We start from the raw sequence: 20,750 nt of genomic DNA, 5'->3' as shown, positions 1-20,750 counted from the left end.
TAAAATATCGTCTTATTGATATTGCATCACATGATCACCTGTATAAGCGCGGTCAATAGTTGCTCCTCCTAAGCATTCCTCACCATCATAAAAAACGACAGCTTGGCCAGGGGTAATCGCACGAACAGGTTTTTCAAATGTTACCTTAACGCGATCTTCATCTAAACGATCCACGTGAACATTGGTATCTTTTTGACGGTATCTAAATTTTGCAGTGCAATCAAAAGAATCTTTGTCCCATTCATCATCAACAAACGACAAGTCACTAGCAATCAGATACTCAGAATATAACTTAGGATGATGATAGCCTTGTCCAACATACAGTGTATTACTTGCTTGATCTTTTCCAATGGCAAACCAAGGATCATTATTAGTGCCATTAGTTCCACCAATTCCTAATCCTTTTCGTTGGCCAATTGTATAATACATCAAACCAGCATGTTCTCCCATCACTGTACCATCTTCAGCAATCATTTTACCTGGTTGAGCAGGCAAATATTGAGATAAGAATGATTTGAAATTTTTTTCACCAATGAAACAAATACCGGTTGAATCTTTTTTCGTGGCTGTCGCTAAATTAGCTTCTTTTGCAATGCGACGAACTTCCGGTTTTTCTAAATGTCCTAAAGGAAACATCACATGTTGCAATTGTTCTTGACTCAGTTGATTTAGAAAATACGTTTGATCTTTGTTGTCATCTGCCCCTCTTAAGAGATGGACTTTGCCATTTTCGTCACGCCGTATTTGAGCATAATGACCTGTGGCGACATAGTCTGCTCCTAACTCTAAAGCATAATCTAAGAAAGCTCTAAATTTAATTTCTTTATTACACATGACATCAGGATTCGGTGTACGATCTCGTTTATATTCATCTAAGAAATATGTAAAGACACGATCCCAATATTTTTGTTCAAAATTAACGGAATAATAAGGGATACCAATTTGATTAGCTACAGCTTGCACATCTTTATAATCTTCTGTTGCCGTACAGAAACCATTTTCATCCGTATCATCCCAGTTTTTCATAAAAATACCGATGACATCATATCCCTGTTGTTTTAGTAATAATGCGGTTACTGAAGAGTCAACACCGCCACTCATTCCAACAACTACTTTTGTTTGACTATTATCTACCAATCACATCACCATCTTTCTAAAAAATTTACGATTGAAGGTCGTATTTTTCTTGATTAGTAGTTAGATAACTCTAAGTGTTTATCTTAAAGCGCTCAAAATAAAAAAGCAAGCCATAATCTTGATATCACTTGCTTTTTTACGTTTTCTTAGTGTTTTTTCAATACATGTTGTTCTTCCATATCAGTAAGAATGGCCTCCAAAGGCTGAATAAAATCTGCTAAGCGATCACCTTTATACACATTAACAGACTGTAATCCATTCGCATTAGTAGTATTCATTGATAAACCTGATAAATCTTTTGCCACTTGGATTTTTAACATGATTGAACGTGAATCCTTAAAACTAGGTTTTACGGGTCGATTATATTCAAACTGACCTTTTGGTGTTTGTTGAAAACCATAATCACGTAACGTATATTTTTTACAATCTGGATGTAGGGAAAACTCATTATTGCTGCCAGGAAATGTTGCTTTTTCTTTTAGTGCCATAATATGCTCCTCTTACTTAATTTGCTCACAAACATCGAGAAAATGATCAATTTCTTTAAATGATGTCTTTTCACCAAAAGATATTCGGAAACTTTCAGTGGTACGTGAACTATCACTACCAAACATATCAACTAGAATTCGACTTGGCTCTAAACTACCTGCTGTACATGCAGATCCAGCAGATAAATAGATATCATTCATATCAAATTTAATTAAATTGATATCGCTAGGGTGATTGGGCCAATAAATATTTAAAATATGTTTCAACTCCGGAGTCTGTGGCCCATTTATCTCAAAATCCAATTGCCTTTCTTTTGCTGATTCTAGTAAATATTGCCGTAATTCAATAAAATGTTTTTGTTCTTGTTCACCATTTTCTAACCGCAATTGAATCGCTTTTTGCATTCCAGCAATCAACGGAACATTCTCTGTCCCAGCACGATGTTTATTTTCTTGATCGCCACCTAAAATATAAGAATGAAAATTCTTCGCTGTATCACGATAATACATAAAGCCAATTCCTTTAGGACCATATATTTTATGGGCAGACATTGATAAGGCATCAACATGCAATTGTTGGACATCAATTGGTTCGTTCATATAAACCTGCACCGTATCAGTATGGAAAAATATCTCTTTCTCTGCTAATAAATCACCAATCGCTTGTAGATTTTGTAATGAGCCGACTTCATTATTACCTGCCATAATCGATACGATAATCGTTTGATCCGTAATCGCATTTTTTAGTGCATCTAAACTAATATGTCCAGTAGTATCGAAGTCTAAATAGGTCACTTGAAAACCTTTAGATTCTAAATATTTCATCGTTTGATAAACCGATGAATGTTCAACAGCTGTGGTAATAATATGGTTTCCTTGATGACTGTACTGTTTAGCCGCATTAATTAATGCGGAATTATTTGCTTCAGTTCCTCCACTATTAAAGACAATATCGTTAGGATTGGCATTTAGTGTTTTAGCCACTAATTGTCGCGTATCTTCAATTATTTTACGCGATTCCCGACCTATAGTATACAAACTAGAGGCATTTCCATAATTCATTTGCATGGTTTCTGTAATTTTTGCAATGACTTCAGGAGCCATCGGTGTTGTTGCAGCATAATCTAAATAAGTTCCTGACATTAAATTTTCCTCCTAAAATACTGTTTTTTCAGGAAATAAGAAATCTAATAATTCTTTTGTTAAGCGAACGCTCTCACCCTGAGCTGGATAAATATGCATCATCATCATTGGATTAAAGTTTGCTTCTATTGCTGCATAATTGGTTAGGGTTGCTGGCTCAGTCATATCATCAATAATTAAATCGAGACCCGTAATAGCAACTTCCAAAGTATTTGCCATTCCTTCAGCAATTTGTTTGTACGATGAATGCATTGAGGCTGTCACATCAATTGAATCGCCACCGGTACTAATATTTGAATTATCACGTAAATAAACTTTTTTACCAGCTTCTACAATGGAATCGAACGTATATCCTTGCATTTCTAATGTTGTCTCTTCTTCTTTACCTAAAGCAATTTTTTCCAATGGGGAGCGATGATCCTCACCACGTAACTTATCTTTATTTTTATCTGCAACTAAGTCACGTATCGTTTGTTTTCCATCGCCAACTACATGAGCGCCATCACGTTTTAAGACGGCTTTGGTTACACCATCCAATACAAAGAAACGATACTCGGTCCCAAAAACATAATCTTCAATCAAAATCACATCATCTTTAGAGAACGCCAATTCGATAGCATGACGTAACGCTTCTGAATCTGCCCCCTCTTTAAATATAGTAATTCCTATCCCCATATTCGTTGATTTTGGTTTTACAACAATTGGACGATGAGTAAACGCTTCGAGTTGTTCTTTTGCAGTTGCCTCTTGATTAAATATTGTACTACGAGGAACGGTATAACCTGCTTCAGCTAATAGCTTTTTAGTTACCTCTTTATTTGTCATCACATGAAAAGCACTATATGAGTCGCGACTAGTAATATTACTATTTTTAATAATTTCATCATGATTTCCGTAACGAACGCGAATCATTTGATCATCGCGATCTAAAATGTCAATTTCATACCCTTGTTGAATGGCATCAAATAAAAGCAGTTGCGTCGATAATTCCATATCCGTAAAGCCACCGAGTGCATATGGTATTTCCATGGCTTTAGCATAATTTTCTGCCGCTCGCTCAGTTCCTAAGTCGACAAACTGAGAATCTGTTTTGGCTTGATTATAAAATCTAGCCGCGGGAGTAAGCGTTGAATCTTGCATCCGTTGTTGCATCACATGCAAGGCATCAAAAACCACTTGAGGTGCATGAATAGCGTCTAGCATTGATTCCATATCTGTTAAGACTTGTTGCCCTTCTGACTGATATTGACTCGGCTCAAAAGGATTTTCTTCTGCAACTTGAGTTTTCATTTGGTTACCTAAATAAACGTCATCCATATCACTATCGGTATCCATCCAAACTAAATATAAAATAAAGTAGCGGAAAAATTCAATATCTTGAGCAGTAATACCATATGTTGCATCTGGTTGAATATCAAATAAACGAAATTCTAAGTATTGAATACCATTCTTCAAAAGTTCTTTGGAATTTTTTCCACCTCTTAAGCGAACATTAGAATAGAATTCTTTCTCAGCAATTAAACGTCCTTCTTTCACATTAGCAGCTAATTTTTTTGCATAGTCTTTCAAACTCGTATATGAATAAGTCACATCTGCTTTGTTAATATAACCTAGATGAGAATTACGGATACTACGAATTGGATGATCAAATTTATCATCCGGTTGATTATAGAAGGTTTCGTGCGCTGCTGGAGTTGCTCCAAATAAATAAACGAGTATCCATTGATAGCGTAAGAAATTTCGCGCTAAACGTAAGAAGAAATTGGATTTAAATTGCTTAAAATCTTCCTCACTTTGAGCATATTCGTACCATTTGTGTAAAAATTCATCATTCATACCTAAGTTGTAATGAATACCAGATATCATTTGCAATTGTTTCCCATAGGCAGAAATTAGATATTCACGATATTTAATCGCATTCGGATCTTGTAATTGTGCAACCGAAATATCATCGTCCGCTGGTAATTGCGGAGGCGTACTAAATGGCCAAATGCGCTCTTCATTTTCAGCTGATCGAATCGCAACTTCATGAATAGCTTGTAGCCATTGCATGACTTCTTTACTCGTTTGTACAGGAGGCGTGACTAATTCTAACTGAGATTCAGCAAAATCTCGTTGAATAAAGAAACTTGACGTACTCCCATCAATTTTTGGCGGATGAGGAGTCAGTGCGAGTTTCCCATCTGGTGTTACTCGATGGCCTTCACGTTCGATTCCAATCGTCGTCTGTTGAAATAATTTGCTATTTTCAGGCTGTTTAATAAAAGTCTGGATGTCTTGCATAATTGTCTCCTTCTATTAATTCTAAGCATACATTACAGCTTGGAATTATCAGAATTTTCATATAGATTCGCTAGTATTTTATCACTTATTTCTAGTAGGTGACAATAATTCGCTCTCATTTCGCATTTGTGCTATGATTAGTGATACGACATTTTTAGAAAGGAGCCACTTATGTTAGCCAAAAATCAACCGTTAGCCTATCGCATGCGCCCACAGAAAATCGAAGACGTGATTGGTCAACAACACCTGATTGGTGAAGGCAAAATCATCTATCGTATGGTTAAAGCTAAACAATTATCATCTATGATTTTATATGGTCCACCAGGAATTGGCAAAACAAGTATTGCGAGTGCCATTGCTGGATCAACTGACTATGCCTTTCGAAAATTAAATGCCGCTACTGATAGTAAAAAAGATTTACAAGCTATTGTTTCAGAAGCAGAATTTAGTGGTTCGGTTGTCTTGCTTCTTGATGAAATTCATCGCTTAGACAAGACCAAACAAGATTTCTTACTCCCACACTTAGAAAGTGGCCAAATCATTTTAATTGGTGCGACGACAGAAAATCCTTATATCAATACGAATCCTGCTTTACGTAGTCGGATGCAAATTTTTGAACTTCATCCTCTAACAGATGATGATATAAAAATGGGGTTACAACAAGCCATTAATGATTCTAGAGGATTAGCAGATTACCCTGTAACCATTAATGAGAACGCGCTGGATCATTTCGCTCATGCCGCTAATGGTGATTTACGTTCAGCCTTAAATGCATTAGAAGTAGCCGTCAAATCCACGAACAAAGACAAAAATGGCGAAATTAAGATTACTTTAGAAATTGCTGAAGAATGTATGCAACAAAAAGCATTCACTCATGATGCCGATGGGGACTTGCATTACGATGTGATATCAGCTTTCCAGAAAAGTATTAGAGGGAGTGACGTCAATGCTGCCCTACACTATTTAGCACGGCTCATCGTTGGTGGTGAACTAATAACCATTTGTCGCCGCTTATTAGTGATTGCTTATGAAGATATCGGATTAGCTAATCCACAAGCAGCCGAACGAACAGTATTAGCTATCGATGCTGCTAAGCAATTAGGTTTCCCCGAAGCACGCATTCCTTTAGCAAATGCTGTGATAGATTTATCCCTATCTCCTAAATCAAATTCTAGTATTTCAGCAATTGATGCCGCAATTTCCGATGTTAAAGCTGGTAAGGGCGGTCATATCCCTGATTATTTGAAAGATTCACATTATCAAGGCTCTAAAGATTTAAAACATGGCGTCGGTTATAAATATCCACATAATTATCCTAATCATTGGGTGAAACAAGCTTATTTACCTGAAACATTACGTGATAGACAGTATTTTAAAGCGGGGCAGACTGGTAAATATGAACGTGCATTAGAGCAGTACCGTCAATACTTAAATAAACAATAATGGTTGAATTTTTCTATAAAGTGTGTATAATTAGTCATACAAAGAAAGTTCTGTGATGTACGTGCTTCTCTTAATGTGTTGACCTTACAAACCATCTATCTAGGGAACCGTGAACTTCTGTGGAAACTATGCCTTTTCATGAGGACAGTTGAAGCAGAATAATGGTGCCCACCTGTACTTAAACATACGGGTTCAATACAGATAGACTATACACGGCATCTACGGAGTTCTTTTATAAAAATTATTTTAGCACACGTCTTTTGACGTGTGTTTTTTTGTGGGTTCTATCGTATAATAGAGCTAAGATAGGAGTGATTACATGTATCAAGAATATAAACGGATTTTAGTCCCCATTGATGGTTCTGACGAAGCAGAAAAAGCGTTTCAAAAAGCCGTTCAAGCCGCGTTACGTAATGAAGGAATCTTAGATATTGCACATGTTATCGATACTCGAACCATGCAAACTGGCGATAAGTATGATACCCGATATACCATTGAATTAGTCGAACAAGCCAAACAACTATTAGCCGATTATGAAGCGTTCGCAAAAGAACATGGCGTTAAAGAAGTTTATACTCATTTAGAGTTTGGTTTGCCTAAACAAACCATTGCTCATGATTTAAGTGAAAGTTGTGGTTGTGAATTAATTATGATGGGAGCTACTGGTTTAAGCACTTTAGAACGTATTGTTATGGGATCTGTTAGTGCCTATGTTATCCGTAATGCCCCTTGTGACGTTTTGATTGTTCGAACGGATTTAGAAAATCAATAGAAAAACGCGGGATTCTTGAGTAGAACCTCGCGTTTCTTACTATATTATCGTTAATCAGTAATATTTCCTAAACGAACTGTATCACGTACAATCATCAATTCTTCATCGGTTGGAATCGTAAATAATTTAACACGTGAATCTTCTGCTGAGATTTCAGCTTCTTCACGGGTATCATTTTTATCAGCATCTAAGCGAATACCAAACCAATCCATTTGTTCATTGATGATGCCTGCACGAGTGCTAGCTGAATTTTCACCAATTCCTGCTGTGAAAACAATCGCATCAACACCACCCATTACCGCAATATATGAAGCAATGTATTTTTGTACACGGTCGTAGAAAATATCTAGAGCCGTTTGAGCATTATGGTTACCATCAGCAGCAGCGCTTTCCACATCACGCATATCAGATGAAACGCCAGATAAACCTAATAATCCAGACTTGTTATTTAAGATATTAACCATTTCTTTAATATCAGAAATACCTTCTTTTTCCATAATATATGATACTAATGACGCATCAATATCTCCAGAACGTGTTCCCATTGTAATACCAGCTAATGGTGTGAATCCCATTGAAGTATCAACAGATTTACCGCCATCAACGGCCGTAATAGAACCACCATTTCCTAGGTGACAAGTAATAATTTTTAAATCTTCAATATCTTTACCCATCAATTCAGCAGCTCGATTAGCAACGTAACGATGAGAAGTACCATGCGCACCGTAACGACGAGCACCATGTTCTTCATAATATTTCATTGGAATAGAATACAAGTATGCTTTTTCAGGCATCGTCGTATGGAAAGACGTATCAAATACTCCAACAGTTGGTTTTCCAGGTAATACTTTTTGGAATGCACGAATTCCTTGAGCTTCTGCTTTATTATGTAAAGGCGCAAAATCTGCTAAGTCTTCAACTTGTTGAATGCCTTCATCATCCAATAAGGCAGAATCTTTGAAAATTTCTCCACCTGCTACGATTCGATGACCAGTACCAGCAATTTCATCATAGCTATCAATGATATGCAACTCTAACAATTGTTCAAGTAGCAAGTTAATTGCTTGTTCATGATCTTTTACATCAGTGACGTCTTCGTATTTTTCACCGTTTCCATATTTAATTTCAATATTGGAATCACCGATACCAATACGATCTACTAATCCAGAAGATACAACTTCTTCACTAGGAACTTCAAAAATTGTAAATTTTAAACTTGAAGATCCTGCATTTACTGCAATTACTTTAGACATAATTTCGCTCCTTAAATTTAAATTATTTGGTGTCGTCATTATAACATTGATTGTAGTAAGTACCTAGAAAATAGATTATTCTTTGGTAATATCTGTTAACCAACGATCAAAACTATCAATAAATTGAGATATTTGTTCAATAGCTTTTAAATCTGGGATTTCTCCGACTAATACTGGCTCTGCTTGTTTTGCTTGGTTTCCAGCTTTTTGAACCATCAAAATCGCTTTACGACCGGACTGGTGACGAAATAGATTTTCAGGCAATTCAAGAAATGCTTGGAAATAACCATAATGATTAATTCCTTTAATTAAATCGACAAAATGTTGGTCATTAGTTAAATCAGCTGGTACTAAGAATAATCCCCATTTCCCAGGTTTTAAATAACGTAAACTTTGCTCAATCATCAAATAATGCGTATAAGGTAGTGATTTCTCATTGTCTGTAAAAGCTGTTTTAAAGTCATTCAGATTTTGTTGAATAGGATAATAGCCTACCGGTAAGTCGCTAACAATAAGATCCATTGGTGAAATATATAAATTTTGTAAGGAGTCACCATGAAATAACTGTGGTGCTAATCCCATCAGTTGTAGACTTTGATCGGCAATATCTAATAATAATTCATCATTATCATAGCCGAATCCTTCAACACGTCGCCCATTTTTTAATAACTCATTTTGAACGATATTCCATAAGTTTCCTGTCCCAAACGCTGGGTCGAATACTGAAAGAGTGTCAGATTGAGTACTCGTTTGTGAAACTTTAACAGCAAAATATCCCATTAATAAAGCAATGGCTTCTGGAGTCATTTGATAATTCGCCGGTAACTGATCATAACGATCTACTTGAAGGAAAGACATTTGAAACGCCTTTCTAAACGTTTCAGCATCAACTTTTGACCAATCAAGGGATTGATAACGTTTCGTTAATGTTTCGACAACATCGTCACTTGGCTCACCATCAATTTGTTGTACCTGTTGAGTGACTAAATTTTGTAACGTTTCAAAAAGTGCTTCAATATAAGTTTCGTCAAGAGCTCCCATCAATGTTTGATTGGATTCATGAATAATATCATAAGTTGCTTTTAAGTAATCTACTGCCATTTCTACCCTCTTTTCATAACCTCTTTTATGATAGAAAAAAGGCAATGTCATATCGAAATCTGACATTGCCTTTTTGAACGTTATCTTATGCTTCTACAGGATAAACGCTAACTTGTTTTTTATCGCGTCCTTTACGTTCGAAACGAACGACACCATCAATTTTAGCATATAAAGTGTCGTCGCCACCGCGGCCAACATTTACACCAGGTAAAATTTTAGTTCCGCGTTGACGGTATAAAATTGAACCACCTGATACAGCTTGACCATCAGCACGTTTAGCACCTAAACGTTTTGCTTGAGAGTCACGACCGTTAGCAGTTGAACCTCCACCTTTTTTGTGGGCGAAGAATTGTAAATTCATTTTTAACATGTAGGTAACCTCCTCTTATTTCATAGGCTCGGTAAGCACCTCAAGAAACTGTGGATATTCACTAGCTAAATCCTCACTTAAAATATCATATAAACCTTTTAATAAAATTTGACTAGTTTCTTGATCCACTTCTTGCATACTTTCCGGCAATTCCATATAAATATAGCCTTCATTCACTTCATCGATTGAAACGAGAGGCGTGATAGCCGTTTGTCGTTCAATATTATTAATTGTACCAATAACGACTACCGAAACTGCTGCACAAACGATATCTTCACCATACGGACCTGAACCAGCATGGCCACTAAGTTCAAAACTTACAATATCTTGTGCTTCATTCATACGAAATATTGCTTTAATCATTAAGCATTAATTTCGTCAATAACTACTTTAGTGTATGGTTGACGGTGTCCTTGTTTACGGTGACTATCTTTTTTAGGTTTATATTTGAAAGTTGTTACTTTTTTCTGTAAACCTTGTTTTTCAACAGTACCGACAACAGATGCTCCTTCAATGACAGGAGAACCTACTTTAACTGAATCACCACCGACAAATACAACTTCATCAAAAGTTACTTTGTCTCCAGCTTCAGCTTCTAGTTTTTCAACGTAGATTGCTTGTCCTTGTTCAACCTTAACTTGTTTTCCACCAGTTTTAATGATTGCGTACATTAAACTGCACCTCCTTTAATAGACTTAGACTCGCCATGATAAGTGCTCTATGAGTCTTAAACTTATCTTTGAGCGGTTGTAGTGTGGTGCTCACACAATACAACAGATAATATTCTATCATTATATCTAATTACAGTCAACTTTTTCTTGTATTAATACCAATAAAACAGAGCCTAACAACTGTTAAGCTCTGTTACGGTAGTTTAAGACTATTTTACTTAGATTTATTTTTTATTTCTTTTTTTGAAAGATAAACCTAGTCCAGAAACTAACGCAGTTAAACCTCCAAGAAGTGTTCCTGCTGTAGCTCCAGTTTGAGGGAGTGATTTATCTTCGCCAACTTGACCTTCACCAGTTGCGTCTACTTTAATATCTTCTGTGGCCATCGCATTGTCTGCTTCAGTCATCGTATCATCATTAGACTCTGTTGATTGTAAGTCCATTGATTCACTTCCAAGATGGTCAGTTGATTGAACGGTCACATCTTTTTCTATGATTTCATCGCCATCAACATATGGATCTTCGACGTATTCACTGCCACTTTCACCTTTGGCTGGTTCATCCGTTAAATCTTTTTCGACAACGTCTTTTCCATCAACATATGGATCTTCGACGTATTCACTGCCACTTTCACCTTTGGCTGGTTCATCTGTTAAATCTTTTTCGACAACGTCTTTTCCATCAACATATGGATCTTCGACGTATTCACTGCCAATTGATGGTTCAGTTGGTTCTTCTGGCTGTTCAGTTCCGCCACCACTAACAATATCCGTTACTTTAGCTAATAACTGAGTTTCTAAGGTTTCAACAGTGCCATCTGTTAATAAATGGTTAGCAGCCAATAATTCGTAACTTTGGCGAATACCTGCAAATTGATCAGTACCATATTCATTTTCATAATTTCCTAATGATTCGACAAAGCCAGCAGCTGTATCACTTTCGTTAACTTCAGTAGGAATTAATAAATGAATTTCTGCCGCTGAGGCAAATTTATTCATTTCAGCTTCTGAGCCTCCATAAGTAGCCGTTGGAACTAAGACCACTTTTGTAGCATTAATGACACCATCAAAATCAACCACTTTAGTTTGAGCGTCATTTGCCCAATCACTAAATGTGAATTCATGTTCTTCACCATCAGCGTCAATAACTGTAATCGTTCCGTCTTGAATTCGACCATTAGCGCCTGATTGTCTTGGAATATATTCAAAGCCTTTTATTGGTGTCGCTTCATTTAATTCCATAATAACTGGTTTACCAACACCATCTCCAGCCCATGATGAGTGCCAGATGGTATTTAATTTATCATCAAATGCCAATTCAATACCGGAACCACCTTGATAGTTAGCTTCTAAATGAGCCATATCGTCAATCGTTAGATGCGCTTTTTGAGTGGCTAAATTGTTTTCTGCTGTTGTCACCGCATTTGCCAATTCGCGCATCTCTTCTAAGCTGATAGTTTCAGGATTTGCATCGATGACGGCTTGAACAGCTGCTGCATATGCTGAAACAGTTTCCGGTGTATAAATATCTGATACATCTTTGACGTTATCTAATACAATACCTTTCAACAATTCTGGTGTCATCGTTACTTTTTCAATGCGTAGATTATCTAGCATGAAGTCATTATATGATTGGAAGTTAGCGTGGTTTCCTGATGTGCCATTTAAGTCTGCCTCTTTACCTGTTGAGTAGATACCGATAAATGTTTTACCACTTTCACTACCCATTAATTGTATTTTGAATGTTTTGGCAGAATCGCTATCTTTCCATGTATTATTCAATGGTGTTAAGTCTAAATTACCAATACCATTTTCCCCATCGCCAATTGCGAACGCATATGTTCCATCTGCACCAGCTTCATAATCGAAGGAAATTTCGTATAATTCACCAGGTTCAAAATAGAACGTTTGTGGAATCGTATGGTAAACCAATTTATTTCGTCCGGTTAATCCATTCGTTTTTACTGACCATTTACCATCAATAACATCCGCAATGACTTTACCATTAAATCCACGTTGAGTATAAGGATCATTTAATTCAGCTAAGTGAGTTCGATTATCCTGTACTCCTTCAATTTCAGATACTACGAATGGATAGATACCTTGAGCGACATCTTCAAAGTCTTGGAAGAAGACTGTTGCATCTTTATCGGTATTATGACTACCATCGAATAATTTAGCATCATTTTCAACGATACGAACATCATCGAAGTATGATAAATCTTTACCTGCTTCACGACTCAATGTTAAAACAATGTCATCTGGATTGTCTCCGGAATTAAAGAAGACATACATATTTTGGAAGTAAGAAACATCGTCCACTGTGGCATTTTGTTTCAAAGTATTGTGAGCATCGGCTTGAATATAGTTTTTAGCAAATGATTTATCAGTACTTTGAGTCAATGTTTCGCCATCAACTGTTACGCTTAAGCTGGCTTTAGCATCAGAACGATTATCGACACCAACATAAACGGCATAATTCGTATTTGGTTTTAGTCCTGTTAATTTTTGACTCACATGAGTAGCTTCATCGTTATCTCCAATAGCTAGCATTGGGTTATAACCTTGAGAATAAACCACATCAGCTTTTTCAGCTTGACCGGTTACATCCCATGCATCTAAGTTAACCGCATTAAATCCTGGGTTTACTATATGAGAGAATTCACCATAAGAAACAGTTTCATTTTCTTGTGGAGCTAAATAAATCACATATGGTGTTTCCGCATCAAGATCTAATGTGATTTTACCATCAGTAGCGCGGATAACAGTTTCATCTTGTTTACCAGTATCGGTTAATTTATAGAGATATAAATCTTTTCCTTGATATTCAGCTGGTAATTCCCATGTTGTTTCTCCAGCTTTAGTGTTATAGTAATAAAGTTTTTCTTCATTATCAGATAACGCATTACCGTTGGCATCCCAATTCCATGGCATTAAGTATGCTGAACCATCTAAAATAACGCGGCCATCTAACGTCATTACTCGTTGCATATATCCTGGATCGTTAACATCATTAGATTTACGGTAAATTTTTAGTTCGCGACCATTATCGTCTTGTAAATGAATTTCCATTTCAGGTGTCCATTGATAAGTTTCCCCATTATCCGACATTAATACTGGTTCCCCATCAATCCATTTCATGACTTTGAAGTGTTGGACAAATTTAGTTGGAATATTGACTTCGAATAAGTTTTTAATGTAACCAATATAGTCACTACGTCCTTGCCATCCTTCGAAGTCTTTCATGCTGTAACCACCAAGTAGTGGATTAACTGCCGCACCACCATATTGTGGATAATTACCAACCCATGAATCTTTTTGATGGTTACGGATAAAGCGAACAATATTAGAGTTGATACCTTTTAGACTATAGCCACCATAAGTTAAATCGGCTGCCCAATGTTGGAAGATACTGTCGTATTCACCAGCATAGCCCCATTCAAAGGCTACGTTATAGCCTAATTCATTAATTTCTTTGGCTAATTGATGAGTCATCCAAGCATTATTATCACCTGATTGACCATTCCCCCAAACATCCACATAAATATAGTCTATGGCTTCGCCAATTTCTTCATATAAGTCTTCAAAACGTTCACGACGTCCATGACCTAAATCATAAGCAGCGTCAATATTAATCCCTTGGTCTAACCAGTTCCAACCATAATTATAAGAACCGTCAGCATTTTTACGTAAACGATCAGGCGTGAAGTAGTCAGATTCTGGATAAGTTTCAGAAGCGTTCACATGAATACCTAAGTCAGCACCATATTTCTTAGCCTCTTCACCTAATAGAATAAAGTCTTTAGCGCCACCAATACGTTGACCAATATCATCATAATCTAAGTGTCCAGAGTCGTGACCTTCACTACCATAACCTTTAAGTAAGATAGATTGTCCTAAACCATCTGTATGTAAGAAAACCCGTTTAATCCCATCTAACGTTTTCAAGAATGGGTTTTGTGCTTGTGAACCAAAGTTCATCGCGATACGATATGCAACTAAATCAGGAACACGTTCCCAACCCATTGGATTATTCATAATGTCACGGTAAGCAATCGCTCCATCTTGCCAGTCAACTTGTCCATCATTATTTTCGTCTTTAGCAAAAGTAACGGTTGCTGAAGGTAAGTCTAACGTTTCTTTATCGTAAACTAACCCTTTATATTGTTTTTCATAGATGAAAGGTGTAGCACCGATACCAATATAATTCGTATGGCCTACTGTTTGTTTATCAATTTGTAAACGGGTATAGTCATTAGCTCCACCACCAAAGTTATATTGAGAGTTAGACCACACACCAGCTGCTAATTTATCATTAGAAACAAATCCATACATATATCCTTCAGGAAAATTATTTAGCATTGGATTGGTTACATCAATGTGAACATCACCAGATTGATGCGTATTTGTAGACATCCGTGCGCCATCAAAAGCCGCATCTTCATCATCACTTGAGACAGCAACTAAATAGTTACCTGGGAATTCAATTGTCGTTAATAACAATTCAGGATTATCAATTTTTTCACCATAAGCAATATTATTTCGGTTAGTAATATTTGTCACATCAAAGTGGAAGTTACCATTTGCAATTTTCAATTGAACAATCATTTCCGCATCAATGAAGTTTTCTGGATCTTTAATATCAAATTGATATTCAACTGTTTTATCGTCAATTTTGTTATAAGTGACATCTGGTTTAATTTCGTGGCCATTAATTTTCACAGAATCAATTTTATTGACTTGGCCAGGTAAAATATCACCTTCAAATTCGAATTCAGCTACACGTGGGAAAGCTGTATCGATTTTTGCTGTTAGTTTGCCATCTGTAATTTCATCATAAACCACATCTTGATCGTTAACTTCTGGACCTTCTTCAGGCTCTCTTTCAGTTGGATCTTGAGAAACGCCTTCTTGATTATCCGCAACAACAAAAATTTGAGTGGATTGATCTTGGAAGCTTCCGGCTTTTAGATAAACTTTTTTATTATCTTTTAATGCTTCCATCACATTTGTCGGAATATTTACGGTATCAAATACTGCCGTACCATTGTTTTCAGCATTTAACTGGCCATCCGCTTTTAATGAAATCAATAAATCATTAGATTCTAAAGTTTTAGGTGCTGCTTTACGATTTGAACGTAAGTAATCACCTTTACCATCTAGTTTGTATTCCCAGAACCAATCACCTTGGTCATAACCAACAAAGATATGATTATTTGGATCGCCATATTTTAGAAAGGCACCAAAACGGCTTTGACCAGGAGCAGAAACATCTAAGAATTTAAGATGCACAGAAACTGACCCATCTTCGTTAGTTTCCAATCCTTCTTTTTCAAATAAGGCAGCGTTATTGCCATTATTATTTTTATCGTTAGAAGCAACCACATTATAGCGAACACCTTCTAATTCGATAACCGCATTTTCACCATCTTTAGACGCTAATTTCCAATCTGGTTCAACCTCTTTAGATTCCGTTTCGTTTGTTTCCTCTTCAGGTTCTTCTGCATCCTCGCTCGGATTTTCTTCTGCTGGTTGTTCTTCGGCATCCACTGCTTCTGTCGCTTCATTAGCTTCTGGTTGTGTGTTTTCTACTTCTTCTGTATCTGCTACATCATCAGTTGTTTCTTCTGCTGCTGGTTGATTGCCACCTTCATTTGTCGGTGCTGCTGGTGTTTCTTCTGATTCAGCAACAGTATCGGTTAATTCTTCTGGTTGACCTTCTTCAACTGGTTCTTCAGCAACTTCTGCTGTTTCTGCTACTGGTTCAGTTTTTTCATTAGATTCTTCAACAGGCACTTCTTGTTTATCCTCTTGAACTAAGGTAGAAGTTGGTGTTGTTTCATCGACTTCTGCTGCTTGAGCAGTTTGTGAATCGTTACTTGCAAATAACAAGACACTAGCCGCTACACTGAAAGTAACTGTTAATGATTGCTTAAACATTGGAATTTTCAATTTCGAATCCATCTAATTCTCCTTCATATATAACTACTTTTGTACCGCTTACATCATTTTCAAAAAAATTAATCGCCTTGTCGACGTTTTTTATAATTAAATAATCTAATACCTGTTATTAATGCCACTAAGCTATACCACCAATTAGTTTGTTGTCCGGTTTCCGGCAAACGTTCAGCTGTTTGATTACTTGCATTATCATTGTTTACTAAGTAATCAGAATGACTGGCCTGCTCTTGAGGTACATTTAATTTTTCAATATTCGCCTCCTCTAATGGTTTATTGTGATCAATAGTCATATCAGGAATAATGATTTGCATATTATCGGTTGTAATCACTTCTCCTGAAGGAATATCTTGTTCTGAATGGTTATTACCCTGAAAAGCTTCTAGCTCTTTCAGGTCGTCTTCGCGGTCAGGTCTGATAGGATGACCTGGTTCTTCTGACTCTTAAATTACCCTTTTTATATGCGTCGGCTCCTTAAAATTTACAAACTTTTTCTCTAGAAAAAAGTTATTATATTAACTATACTATAGCGCTTACAAAATATGTCAATAGATTTAATATAACAAATTAAAAAATTAGTAAGCTCTTTCATTGAAAACCGTTTTTTATTAAAACCGATAATAAAAAAGGACCAGAAGTAAGTGCACTTCCAGTCCTTTAAATCAGAAAATTATTTATTTATAAATAGAACGAATTGTCGAATAAGCCAAATTAATAAGAAAGCCATCAAACCATTAAATAATAAAGATGGTAAAAAGTAAACTGACCAAAACGTTGCTAATGTATTTTGATTAATATCTAGTAAGCGATATAAGAGATAAATCACATGATGATACAGGGTATATAAAACTAATACATAAAACCATATACTATAGAAATTAAGTGGTAATTTCCCTGCTATATATTGAGTTATTAATATAATTGCAGGAAAAGCAAATAAATTAATCCCAATGATACTTGTGTAAAACGTATCATAGATAAATCCTACAACAAAACTCCAATAAAATAACGACGTCGTATTCGGTAAATAAATGGTTAGTAGAATTAATGACATCACTAATAAACCACTTGAAATAATATACGGCACATTAGATAGCATATAAGATAAGAGAACAATCAAACTCCCATCAAATAAAAGCAAAAATATTAACAATAATGGCAATAAAATGCTTTGTTTAAAATAGCTTAGCATCTTATTCACCTTCTCCGCTTTCAGTTGCAACATTACCATCCTCAGTAACTTCTTGAGGCTGGTTTGTATTCTCTGTGTTTTCTGTTTCATCTCCAGGCATAACGACAATAACATGGCGAATGTCAATAAAGTCAGCAGCAGGTTTTATTGTAACCTTTTGTGATAATCCATGATTATCTTTCTTGCTATCAACAACTTCTCCGACAATCAATCCTTCTGGTGATACACCACCTAACCCACTAGTAGTTACTGTATCACCTTTTTTCACTTTAGCTTCAGCAGGGATTTGTGTCACAATAATTTCATCATTTCGTTTATCAAATCCACTAATCACACCATGAACAATTTGATCATCTAATTGAATACTTACCGCTACTTGCGTCACTTGTTCATTTTCAGTAGATAATAATTGAACTTTGGAACTTGTTGGTGAAACTTCTGAAACATGCCCCACTAACCCACTGTCAGTCATAACTGACATATTTTTTTCAACACCATTATTCGATCCAACATCAATCGTTAAATTATCAATCCAACTATCTGGTGAACGAGTGATAACCGTACTTGTAATAATATTTTTTCCTACTAAAGAAGGACGTAATGATAATAAATCAGATAATTCTTCATTTTCACTTTTAAGCATTTTATTTTGTGCTTTTAGATCCTCTAATGAGTTAACTTGTTTTTTTAAAGATTTATTTTCATCATATGTATTCACAAGACTATTTATTGATTCGGAAAATCTTACTAAAGAATTAGTAGGAGCAGATACAATTCTACCGATAATTGCTGTCACATCATTCACCCATAGAACGGGCTTCGGTGTCTCATTTTGTCCAAATATTGAAAAAGATATCATACTAAACGCTGTAATGACACTAACTAAGATCACAATAAGTTTTTTATTTCCAAAAAATTGTCGCAATGTCACTCTTCCCTTCAGTTCATTAACATATCTTCTATTATAACAGACCCATAGCCTTTAACGTATTAAGAATTCTTGTAAACGAATAATTTATTTTCGTTATACTACTTATCTTTTTAATCGATTTTTGAGAACAACAATAATATATTGTCCTATTTTTAAGCACAAAAAAACAGGACATACTATATGTCCTGTAATATGACCCGTACGGGACTCGAACCCGTGTTACCGCCGTGAAAGGGCGGTGTCTTAACCGCTTGACCAACGGGCCATAACTAATTAATACATATCAAATAAAATTTAATATACGGAGAATAAGGGATTCGAACCCTTGCGTGGTTTGACCCACCTGACGGTTTTCAAGACCGTTCCCTTCAGCCGGACTTGGGTAATCCTCCATATTTAAAATGACCCGTACGGGACTCGAACCCGTGTTACCGCCGTGAAAGGGCGGTGTCTTAACCGCTTGACCAACGGGCCATAACTAATTAATACATATCAAATAAAATTTAATATACGGAGAATAAGGGATTCGAACCCTTGCGCCGCGTTAGCAGCCTAACGATTTAGCAAACCGTCCTCTTCAGCCTCTTGAGTAATTCTCCAATGGGCCTGAATGGACTCGAACCATCGACCTCCCGCTTATCAGGCGGACGCTCTAACCAGCTGAGCTACAGGCCCATATATTAATATAAAGCGGGTGACGAGAATCGAACTCGCGACAACAGCTTGGAAGGCTGTAGTTTTACCACTAAACTACACCCGCATAATATTTTAACGGTCCCGACGGGAATCGAACCCGCGATCTCCTCCGTGACAGGGAGGCGTGATAACCGCTACACTACGGGACCTATAATTGCGGGGGTAGGACTCGAACCTACGACCTCCGGGTTATGAGCCCGACGAGCTGCCAACTGCTCCACCCCGCGATATTATTAAGGAGGATAAGGGATTCGAACCCTTGCGTGGTTTGACCCACCTGACGGTTTTCAAGACCGTTCCCTTCAGCCGGACTTGGGTAATCCTCCGTATTATTAATAATCAATTCTATATGGACCTTGTAGGACTCGAACCTACGACCTAACGGTTATGAGCCGTTTGCTCTAACCAACTGAGCTAAAGGTCCAAGCTACAAAAACTACCAGAACTGAATAGCGGCGAAGGGGATCGAACCCATGACCTCCCGGGTATGAACCGGACGCTCTAGCCAGCTGAGCTACGCCGCCAATATAAATATATTATGGAGAATAGCGGGATCGAACCGCTGACCTCCTGCGTGCAAAGCAGGCGCTCTCCCAGCTGAGCTAATCCCCCATATAATCGGGAAAACAGGATTCGAACCTGCGACCCCTTGGTCCCAAACCAAGTGCTCTACCAAGCTGAGCTATTTCCCGGATAATGCACCCAGCAGGATTCGAACCTGCAACCGCCTGATTCGTAGTCAGGTACTCTATCCAGTTGAGCCATGGGTGCAAATGATAAATAAAGATAATGCCGAGGACCGGAATCGAACCGGTACGGTAATCACTTACCGCAGGATTTTAAGTCCTGTGCGTCTGCCAGTTCCGCCACCCCGGCTTATTTATCATAATATATCTTAGCCATTTAGGCTAAGCGGAAGACGGGGTTCGAACCCGCGACCCCCACCTTGGCAAGGTGATGTTCTACCGCTGAACTACTTCCGCATATGCCGGCTAAAGGACTTGAACCCTCGACCCTCTGATTACAAATCAGATGCTCTACCAACTGAGCTAAGCCGGCAAATTTATATTTAATGCGGGTGAAGGGACTTGAACCCCCACGCCTTGCGGCGCCAGATCCTAAATCTGGTGCGTCTGCCAATTCCGCCACACCCGCAAAAATAATGACCCGTACAGGATTCGAACCTGTGACCCACTGATTAAAAGTCAGTTGCTCTACCAACTGAGCTAACGAGTCATATGGAGAATGAGGGGTTCGAACCCCCGACATCCTGCTTGTAAGGCAGACGCTCTCCCAGCTGAGCTAATTCTCCA

Annotated in this window: 15 protein-coding genes, 20 tRNA genes, 1 other RNA gene and 1 other annotated feature; of the genes, 3 read left to right on the top strand and 33 right to left on the bottom strand. The window is 37.1% G+C overall.

From position 1 onward, the window contains the following. Positions 1–12 precede the first annotated feature (12 nt). The 4 genes from mnmA to gshAB all read right to left on the bottom strand — a co-directional run bounded on the left by mnmA (position 13) and on the right by gshAB (position 5,051). Positions 13–1,137, bottom strand: coding sequence for a tRNA 2-thiouridine(34) synthase MnmA (mnmA, locus tag B8955_RS01885; RefSeq protein WP_084097979.1), 1,125 nt, complete (start codon positions 1,135–1,137; stop codon positions 13–15). 146 nt (positions 1,138–1,283) lie between these two features. Further along, on the bottom strand, positions 1,284–1,625 hold the full coding sequence (locus tag B8955_RS01880; RefSeq protein ID WP_084097977.1) for a hypothetical protein: 342 nt from the start codon (positions 1,623–1,625) through the stop codon (positions 1,284–1,286). Positions 1,626–1,637: 12 nt separating this feature from the next. Continuing rightward, on the bottom strand, positions 1,638–2,768 hold the full coding sequence (locus B8955_RS01875; protein ID WP_084097976.1) for a cysteine desulfurase family protein: 1,131 nt from the start codon (positions 2,766–2,768) through the stop codon (positions 1,638–1,640). A 12-nt stretch (positions 2,769–2,780) separates the two neighbouring features. Beyond that, complete coding sequence (gshAB, locus tag B8955_RS01870; protein ID WP_084097975.1) at positions 2,781–5,051, bottom strand: bifunctional glutamate--cysteine ligase GshA/glutathione synthetase GshB; 2,271 nt, start codon at positions 5,049–5,051, stop codon at positions 2,781–2,783. Between the two features lie 171 nt (positions 5,052–5,222). On the opposite strand from gshAB, the gene B8955_RS01865 reads away from it, so the two are divergent. The 3 genes from B8955_RS01865 (at position 5,223) to B8955_RS01855 (ending at position 7,266) form a co-directional block, all read left to right on the top strand. After that, positions 5,223–6,494 carry a replication-associated recombination protein A gene (locus B8955_RS01865; RefSeq protein ID WP_084097974.1) on the top strand — a complete coding sequence of 424 codons (1,272 nt, stop codon included), beginning with the start codon at positions 5,223–5,225 and terminating at the stop codon, positions 6,492–6,494. 44 nt (positions 6,495–6,538) lie between these two features. After that, positions 6,539–6,726, top strand: a non-coding RNA gene (gene ssrS, locus B8955_RS01860) — 6S RNA. Positions 6,727–6,813: 87 nt separating this feature from the next. Further along, complete coding sequence (locus B8955_RS01855; protein ID WP_084097973.1) at positions 6,814–7,266, top strand: universal stress protein; 453 nt, start codon at positions 6,814–6,816, stop codon at positions 7,264–7,266. A gap of 50 nt (positions 7,267–7,316) precedes the next feature. Here B8955_RS01855 and B8955_RS01850 read toward each other — a convergent pair whose 3' ends face one another. From B8955_RS01850 to B8955_RS01710, 29 genes are all read right to left on the bottom strand, one after another. Next, entirely contained in the window at positions 7,317–8,519 is a 1,203-nt protein-coding gene (locus B8955_RS01850; protein ID WP_084097972.1) for an acetate/propionate family kinase, read from the bottom strand. Between the two features lie 75 nt (positions 8,520–8,594). Further along, on the bottom strand, positions 8,595–9,620 hold the full coding sequence (locus B8955_RS01845; protein WP_159444414.1) for a class I SAM-dependent methyltransferase: 1,026 nt from the start codon (positions 9,618–9,620) through the stop codon (positions 8,595–8,597). An 85-nt stretch (positions 9,621–9,705) separates the two neighbouring features. After that, a complete protein-coding gene (rpmA, locus tag B8955_RS01840; RefSeq protein ID WP_084097970.1) occupies positions 9,706–9,990 on the bottom strand; it encodes a 50S ribosomal protein L27 in 285 nt (94 codons plus the stop codon). 15 nt (positions 9,991–10,005) lie between these two features. Further along, the gene (locus tag B8955_RS01835) at positions 10,006–10,353 is read right to left on the bottom strand and encodes a ribosomal-processing cysteine protease Prp (RefSeq protein ID WP_084097969.1); all 348 of its coding nucleotides are present in this window, start codon (positions 10,351–10,353) and stop codon (positions 10,006–10,008) included. Then, on the bottom strand, positions 10,353–10,661 hold the full coding sequence (rplU, locus tag B8955_RS01830) for a 50S ribosomal protein L21 (protein WP_084097968.1): 309 nt from the start codon (positions 10,659–10,661) through the stop codon (positions 10,353–10,355). The genes B8955_RS01835 and rplU overlap by 1 nt, the downstream gene beginning before the upstream one ends. Positions 10,662–10,677: 16 nt before the next feature. Beyond that, positions 10,678–10,749, bottom strand: a sequence feature (ribosomal protein L21 leader region). A 136-nt stretch (positions 10,750–10,885) separates the two neighbouring features. Continuing rightward, a complete protein-coding gene (locus B8955_RS01825; RefSeq protein WP_084097967.1) occupies positions 10,886–16,624 on the bottom strand; it encodes an endo-alpha-N-acetylgalactosaminidase family protein in 5,739 nt (1,912 codons plus the stop codon). 56 nt (positions 16,625–16,680) lie between these two features. Continuing rightward, on the bottom strand, positions 16,681–16,950 hold the full coding sequence (locus tag B8955_RS01820; protein WP_143238342.1) for an LPXTG cell wall anchor domain-containing protein: 270 nt from the start codon (positions 16,948–16,950) through the stop codon (positions 16,681–16,683). Positions 16,951–17,288: 338 nt separating this feature from the next. Then, positions 17,289–17,810 carry a rod shape-determining protein MreD gene (gene mreD, locus B8955_RS01815; protein ID WP_159444412.1) on the bottom strand — a complete coding sequence of 174 codons (522 nt, stop codon included), beginning with the start codon at positions 17,808–17,810 and terminating at the stop codon, positions 17,289–17,291. Position 17,811: 1 nt separating this feature from the next. Beyond that, complete coding sequence (gene mreC / locus B8955_RS01810) at positions 17,812–18,741, bottom strand: rod shape-determining protein MreC (RefSeq protein ID WP_234983502.1); 930 nt, start codon at positions 18,739–18,741, stop codon at positions 17,812–17,814. Between the two features lie 193 nt (positions 18,742–18,934). Further along, a tRNA-Glu gene (locus B8955_RS01805) sits at positions 18,935–19,006 on the bottom strand. Between the two features lie 37 nt (positions 19,007–19,043). Beyond that, a tRNA-Ser gene (locus tag B8955_RS01800) sits at positions 19,044–19,133 on the bottom strand. 10 nt (positions 19,134–19,143) lie between these two features. Beyond that, positions 19,144–19,215, bottom strand: a tRNA-Glu gene (locus tag B8955_RS01795). Between the two features lie 37 nt (positions 19,216–19,252). Further along, positions 19,253–19,340 (bottom strand) — tRNA-Ser (locus tag B8955_RS01790). Positions 19,341–19,342: 2 nt separating this feature from the next. After that, positions 19,343–19,416, bottom strand: a tRNA-Ile gene (locus tag B8955_RS01785). Between the two features lie 14 nt (positions 19,417–19,430). Next, positions 19,431–19,501, bottom strand: a tRNA-Gly gene (locus tag B8955_RS01780). A gap of 12 nt (positions 19,502–19,513) precedes the next feature. Next, positions 19,514–19,586 (bottom strand) — tRNA-Asp (locus tag B8955_RS01775). 5 nt (positions 19,587–19,591) lie between these two features. Next, a tRNA-Met gene (locus B8955_RS01770) sits at positions 19,592–19,664 on the bottom strand. Positions 19,665–19,673: 9 nt separating this feature from the next. Then, positions 19,674–19,763, bottom strand: a tRNA-Ser gene (locus tag B8955_RS01765). Positions 19,764–19,787: 24 nt separating this feature from the next. Beyond that, a tRNA-Ile gene (locus B8955_RS01760) sits at positions 19,788–19,861 on the bottom strand. A gap of 26 nt (positions 19,862–19,887) precedes the next feature. After that, a tRNA-Met gene (locus B8955_RS01755) sits at positions 19,888–19,961 on the bottom strand. 15 nt (positions 19,962–19,976) lie between these two features. Next, positions 19,977–20,049: transfer RNA gene (locus tag B8955_RS01750), tRNA-Ala, on the bottom strand. Between the two features lie 6 nt (positions 20,050–20,055). Next, a tRNA-Pro gene (locus B8955_RS01745) sits at positions 20,056–20,129 on the bottom strand. A 5-nt stretch (positions 20,130–20,134) separates the two neighbouring features. Then, positions 20,135–20,208: transfer RNA gene (locus B8955_RS01740), tRNA-Arg, on the bottom strand. A gap of 19 nt (positions 20,209–20,227) precedes the next feature. Then, positions 20,228–20,313: transfer RNA gene (locus B8955_RS01735), tRNA-Leu, on the bottom strand. Between the two features lie 35 nt (positions 20,314–20,348). Further along, positions 20,349–20,420, bottom strand: a tRNA-Gly gene (locus B8955_RS01730). Positions 20,421–20,423: 3 nt separating this feature from the next. After that, positions 20,424–20,496 (bottom strand) — tRNA-Thr (locus B8955_RS01725). A 14-nt stretch (positions 20,497–20,510) separates the two neighbouring features. Continuing rightward, positions 20,511–20,592 (bottom strand) — tRNA-Leu (locus B8955_RS01720). A gap of 8 nt (positions 20,593–20,600) precedes the next feature. Further along, positions 20,601–20,673, bottom strand: a tRNA-Lys gene (locus tag B8955_RS01715). Positions 20,674–20,676: 3 nt separating this feature from the next. After that, positions 20,677–20,749: transfer RNA gene (locus B8955_RS01710), tRNA-Val, on the bottom strand. Between the last annotated feature and the right edge of the window lies 1 nt (position 20,750).

Origin of the sequence: Aerococcus suis (assembly GCF_900176325.1) — a bacterium.
GTDB classification, from domain to species: Bacteria; Bacillota; Bacilli; order Lactobacillales; family Aerococcaceae; genus Aerococcus; species Aerococcus suis.
Note: the sequence above shows the minus strand (reverse complement) of the source record. Positions and strands in the feature narration are given on the sequence as shown.

Excerpts from the sequence above, each read along its gene's own strand:
- B8955_RS01880 (WP_084097977.1), bottom strand. The coding sequence starts at position 1,625 with ATGGCACTAAAAGAAAAAGCAACATTTCCTGGCAGCAATAATGAGTTT.
- B8955_RS01875 (WP_084097976.1), bottom strand. The coding sequence starts at position 2,768 with ATGTCAGGAACTTATTTAGATTATGCTGCAACAACACCGATGGCTCCT.
- gshAB (WP_084097975.1), bottom strand. The coding sequence starts at position 5,051 with ATGCAAGACATCCAGACTTTTATTAAACAGCCTGAAAATAGCAAATTA.
- B8955_RS01865 (WP_084097974.1), top strand. The coding sequence starts at position 5,223 with ATGTTAGCCAAAAATCAACCGTTAGCCTATCGCATGCGCCCACAGAAA.
- B8955_RS01855 (WP_084097973.1), top strand. The coding sequence starts at position 6,814 with ATGTATCAAGAATATAAACGGATTTTAGTCCCCATTGATGGTTCTGAC.
- B8955_RS01850 (WP_084097972.1), bottom strand. The coding sequence starts at position 8,519 with ATGTCTAAAGTAATTGCAGTAAATGCAGGATCTTCAAGTTTAAAATTT.
- B8955_RS01845 (WP_159444414.1), bottom strand. The coding sequence starts at position 9,620 with ATGGCAGTAGATTACTTAAAAGCAACTTATGATATTATTCATGAATCC.
- rpmA (WP_084097970.1), bottom strand. The coding sequence starts at position 9,990 with ATGTTAAAAATGAATTTACAATTCTTCGCCCACAAAAAAGGTGGAGGT.
- B8955_RS01835 (WP_084097969.1), bottom strand. The coding sequence starts at position 10,353 with ATGATTAAAGCAATATTTCGTATGAATGAAGCACAAGATATTGTAAGT.
- rplU (WP_084097968.1), bottom strand. The coding sequence starts at position 10,661 with ATGTACGCAATCATTAAAACTGGTGGAAAACAAGTTAAGGTTGAACAA.
- B8955_RS01825 (WP_084097967.1), bottom strand. The coding sequence starts at position 16,624 with ATGGATTCGAAATTGAAAATTCCAATGTTTAAGCAATCATTAACAGTT.
- mreD (WP_159444412.1), bottom strand. The coding sequence starts at position 17,810 with ATGCTAAGCTATTTTAAACAAAGCATTTTATTGCCATTATTGTTAATA.